Origin of the sequence: Pseudomonas sp. (assembly GCF_037994325.1) — a bacterium.
In the GTDB taxonomy this organism is placed as follows: Bacteria; Pseudomonadota; Gammaproteobacteria; order Pseudomonadales; family Pseudomonadaceae; genus Aquipseudomonas.
On sequence record NZ_JBBNAH010000239.1, the window covers coordinates 1 to 3,914 of the forward strand.

Below are 3,914 nucleotides of genomic sequence, written 5' to 3' on the forward strand. Positions count from 1 at the left end.
GGTAAAAACGGCAAGAAGGTCTCGGAATACTTCCGCGACTTTATCGGCTGCCAAGAAGGCGTCGACTCGCCAAGCGAAACCCGCACCCTGCTTAAAGCCTTTAGCGACTACGTCGAAGCCGAAGACCTGCCCGAAGAGCAAGCCCGCGCCAAGACCGACACGCTGGTCGACTACGCCACCAGCCAGGCCAAGATGGGCGAGCCGATGACCCTGCAAGAACTCTCCGGCCTGCTCGACGAAGAACGGCCGAAAGCCTTCTACGACCATATCCGCAACAAAGACTACGGCCTGTCGCCTGAGATCCCCGCCGACAAACGCACCCTCAGCCAATTCCGCCGCTTTACCGGCCGCGCCGAAGGTTTGTCGATCAGCTTTGAAGCGCATTTGTTGGGCTCCAACATCGACTACAACGAAGAACAAGGCACGTTGACCATTCGCAACTTGCCAACGCAATTGCGCGATCAGCTCAAGCGCCGCAAGGATTGATGCTGTACGCACCGCCTGGTTCGCCACGACATTCTGGATTCCCGCCTGCGCGGGAATGACGGTGATCGATACAAAAAACTCCGTCGTCCCCGCGCAGACGGGGACCCAGATTCTTACGCCGACCGCAGTTACCCCGGCGCCACTAAAATCCTCGATCCCCGCCTACGCGGGAATGACGGTGATGGATACAAAAAACTCCGTCGTCCCCGCGTAGGCGGGGACCCAGATTCTTACGTCAACCTCAACTACCCGGTCGCGACTAAAGTCCTGGATCCCCGCTTACGCGGGGACGACGATGGCGTGGGCTCGCAGCGCGCTTAGAAGTCTTGCACGGTCGGGCGCAGCACCACTTCGCTGATATCCACATCCGCCGGCTGTTCAATGGCGTAGGCAATCGCCCGCGCTACCGAATCGGCCGCAATGGCCATTTTGTAGAACTCCTGCAAACCGTCGCTGCTGGCCTGGTGCGAGCTACCGAGCTTTAACTCGCTATCCACCGCGCCCGGCGAAATCACGGTGGTGCGAATCGCCCCGCCCACTTCATGGCGCAGACCATCGCTAATCGCCCGTACCGCAAACTTGGTGCCGCTATAAACCGTACCGCCCGGGCTGAACACCTTGAGGCCGGCCACCGAGGCGATGTTGATAAAGTGCCCGCTGTTCTGCGCCTGGAAGCGCGGCAATGCTGCGGCAACGCCGTAGAGCAGGCCTTTGATATTGATGTCGATCATGCGGTCCCACTCGTCCACCTTGGTTTCGCTCATCGGCGCGATGGACATCAAACCGGCGTTGTTAATCAGCACGTCGACGCGACCAAAGCTATCCACCGCACCTTGAATCAGCGCCTCTACTTCCTCGCGCTTGGTGATATCGGTGGCATAGGCCACGGCCTTGCCGCCGGCTGCGGAGATTTCGCTGGCCAGGCTGTCGAGCCGGTCTTTGCGCCGCGCGCCCAATACAACCGATGCGCCTAGTGCCGCCAAGTGACGTGCAGTGGCTTCGCCCAGGCCGCTGCTGGCGCCAGTGATGACTACAACTTTACCGTTAATGTTGTTGCTCATGGTTATGTCCTCAAATGTGCGGGCCAGGAGGTTGGCACCGGTTGAGGGCGAGTATGGGCAACGGGCTTGCAACTGAAAATGGAACAGATAGGATTTGGCTATTCCATAAAATGGAACAAACCACTCGAGGTTCTGGCCAATGCTTAACCGTATGGAACTGCTGAAAATTCTCTGCGCCGCCGCCGATGCCAATAGCTTTCGCGACGCCGCCACACGCCTGAGCATCTCCCCACAAAGCGTGACCCGGGCCATTCAGGAACTGGAGCAACAGTTCGGCGAAATCCTGTTCCACCGCAACACCCGCCAGGTGCAAATCACCGCCTTTGGCCAAAGCCTGGTGGAGCAGGCGCGGCAAACCTTGGACAGTGTCGACCAACTGTTCCAGCGCAACCGCCGCAGCGCCAGCGATGAAATCAGCGGCCGCGTGGGCCTGACCGCGCCCCATGCCATTGGCCGACGTTTTCTGGTGCAACTGTTGGTGCCATTGCTGCGCGAACATCCTGGCTTGCAGGTGGAACTGCGCCTGGAAGATGAAATGACCGACGCCGTCAGCGCGCAGATTGATATCGGCATTCGCGTCGGCATGATCCGCGACCGCCGCTATATCGCCAGGCAAATGGCCAAGGTGCCGTTGTGGGTAGTCGCCAGCCCCGAATTGGTTGCCAACGGCGGCGCGCCCACCTCCCTCGACGAGTTACAACAACGGCCGCTGTCGGCACTGATCGACCGACGCAGCGGCCGCCCGTGGCCGTGGTCATTTGCCGATAACAGACAACTGATGCCGGACAATGCCGCATTTATCAGCGATGACCCGGAGGCCGAGTTGGAAGCCGTGCTGGCTGGGCTCGCCTATGGCCAGGTGCCCAGTTACCTGGCGGTGCCGCATTTGCGCAGTGGCGCATTGCTGAGCGTGCTCGAGCCCATCGCGCCGCCAGCCTGGGATTTGTTTATCTACCGACCGCAGCGTGGCCCGGTGTCGCCCCGGGTGCGGCTGGTGTTTGATCACTTGCTGGCGCAGTTCTCCAACGTTGAGCTGTTCCCGGAGCAGCCTTAAGCCGGGGTCAGGCACTCCGGAGCATTAAGTTTCGGGTCGTTAACAAAATGCGCCAGCGCCCGCTCACGCAACACCGGGTTGGGCTGGCAGAGCAGTTCTTGCAGCGCGGGCAGCGGCGTATCGTCGGCCAGCCAAACCTCCTGGCCCGCCGCATCCAGAATCAAGGGCCGACGCAAACCCGCAGCTGGTTGTGTCACCACCGCCACGCTTAAGTAGATGTGGCCTTCAACCGGAAACGCCTCCCACACCGCCGCAAAATACAGCGGCGACTCTTCACGGGTGATCCAATACGGGCGCTTGCGCACGCTGCCGCGCCACTCGTAGAAACCATTAGCCGGCAGCAGCGCACGGCGCTGGCGCAACGCATCGCGAAACATCGGCTGCTCAGCAATGGTTTCAGCACGGGCATGGGCAGGGGTTTTCGACAGATCAGTCAGCCACGGCGGCGTCAGGCCCCAGCGCGCCAAGTCGGCACGCCGCTGGCCTTCAACCTGACGCAGCATCAGCACCTGGCTATTGGGCGCAATATTCCAGCCCGGCTGTTGCTCGGCGGGGAAACCAGGGGTGGCCGCTAAAGCGGGCGTCCAACGGAACAGGGCGTAGCGTCCACACATCAGGCGAAAGGCTCATCAGAAAAGGGTTAGCAGAGCAGCACGCCTTGAAACTCTTCCGGCTCGTCACCGGGAAGCGGCTGCGCGGCATTGTACGCGGCGATCAAACCGCGTGCGTGCTCAGCCTGCTGATTGGCCACCAGCAAACCCAACAAGCCATTCACCGGCAACTCCCCCACCGCGCCCAACAAATGGCCGCCCGTCACATGCGCCTCAATGCCCTCACTGGCCAACATGCCCGACAGCAACTCGGCTTCGAGCAAATCTTGCGGCTCGTAAATACGCTGCATCAGTCATTCTCCGCACGAACATCCAACTCCCAGCCATCACCATCGGTGCGCAAATCGAAAAGAATCGGCCGGCAACACACATGGCAATCCTCAATGTACTGCTGATCGCCGCCGGACAAATCCAGAAGCGCCTCGGCGGGTTCGCCGCAGTAGGGGCAATCGTAGGGTTGGGTTTCGAGCATGGGGCACTCCGCAATAAGAAAGCCTGAACAGCACTATAGCGCCTGCAAAACTGCCTGGGCGACGAGGCGTGTAGGTAAAGGGCGCCACAGCCAAGTATTGGCCCAACACACCTTAAGTGCAGACCCCGAACCGGGCTGAAAGTTAGCTATTTAGCGGCCTGGCGCACTGGCGCGCCACACTTATAAAACCAGGAAGTTTCCGAAAAATAGCCATGCAAAAACTATAAAAA

6 protein-coding genes are annotated in these 3,914 nt (G+C 60.2%); 2 read left to right on the forward strand and 4 right to left on the reverse strand.

The features are described 5' to 3' along the window. Window positions 1–486, forward strand: a 486-nt coding sequence (locus tag AAAB16_RS08015) for a nucleoid-associated protein (RefSeq protein ID WP_340662870.1), incomplete at its 5' end; no start/stop codon positions are given. A gap of 317 nt (window positions 487–803) precedes the next feature. Here the strand turns inward: AAAB16_RS08015 and AAAB16_RS08020 are convergent. Beyond that, the gene (locus AAAB16_RS08020; RefSeq protein ID WP_340662871.1) at window positions 804–1,547 is read right to left on the reverse strand and encodes an SDR family oxidoreductase; all 744 of its coding nucleotides are present in this window, start codon (window positions 1,545–1,547) and stop codon (window positions 804–806) included. A 139-nt stretch (window positions 1,548–1,686) separates the two neighbouring features. Here AAAB16_RS08020 and AAAB16_RS08025 point away from each other — a divergent pair, with 139 nt between their 5' ends. Continuing rightward, the gene (locus AAAB16_RS08025) at window positions 1,687–2,601 is read left to right on the forward strand and encodes a LysR family transcriptional regulator (protein WP_340662872.1); all 915 of its coding nucleotides are present in this window, start codon (window positions 1,687–1,689) and stop codon (window positions 2,599–2,601) included. Here AAAB16_RS08025 and AAAB16_RS08030 read toward each other — a convergent pair. Genes AAAB16_RS08030 through AAAB16_RS08040 form a run of 3 tightly spaced genes read right to left on the reverse strand, consistent with a single transcriptional unit; the run spans window position 2,598 to window position 3,684 of the window. Next, entirely contained in the window at window positions 2,598–3,215 is a 618-nt protein-coding gene (locus AAAB16_RS08030; protein ID WP_340662873.1) for an SOS response-associated peptidase, read from the reverse strand. The two genes, AAAB16_RS08025 and AAAB16_RS08030, sit on opposite strands and share 4 nt — an antisense overlap. A gap of 26 nt (window positions 3,216–3,241) precedes the next feature. Then, window positions 3,242–3,502, reverse strand: a complete 261-nt coding sequence (locus tag AAAB16_RS08035) for a DUF2007 domain-containing protein (protein WP_340662874.1) — start codon at window positions 3,500–3,502, stop codon at window positions 3,242–3,244. Next, window positions 3,502–3,684, reverse strand: coding sequence for a CPXCG motif-containing cysteine-rich protein (locus AAAB16_RS08040; protein ID WP_110616614.1), 183 nt, complete (start codon window positions 3,682–3,684; stop codon window positions 3,502–3,504). Before AAAB16_RS08040 ends, AAAB16_RS08035 begins: the two co-directional genes overlap by 1 nt. Window positions 3,685–3,914: the final 230 nt, after the last annotated feature.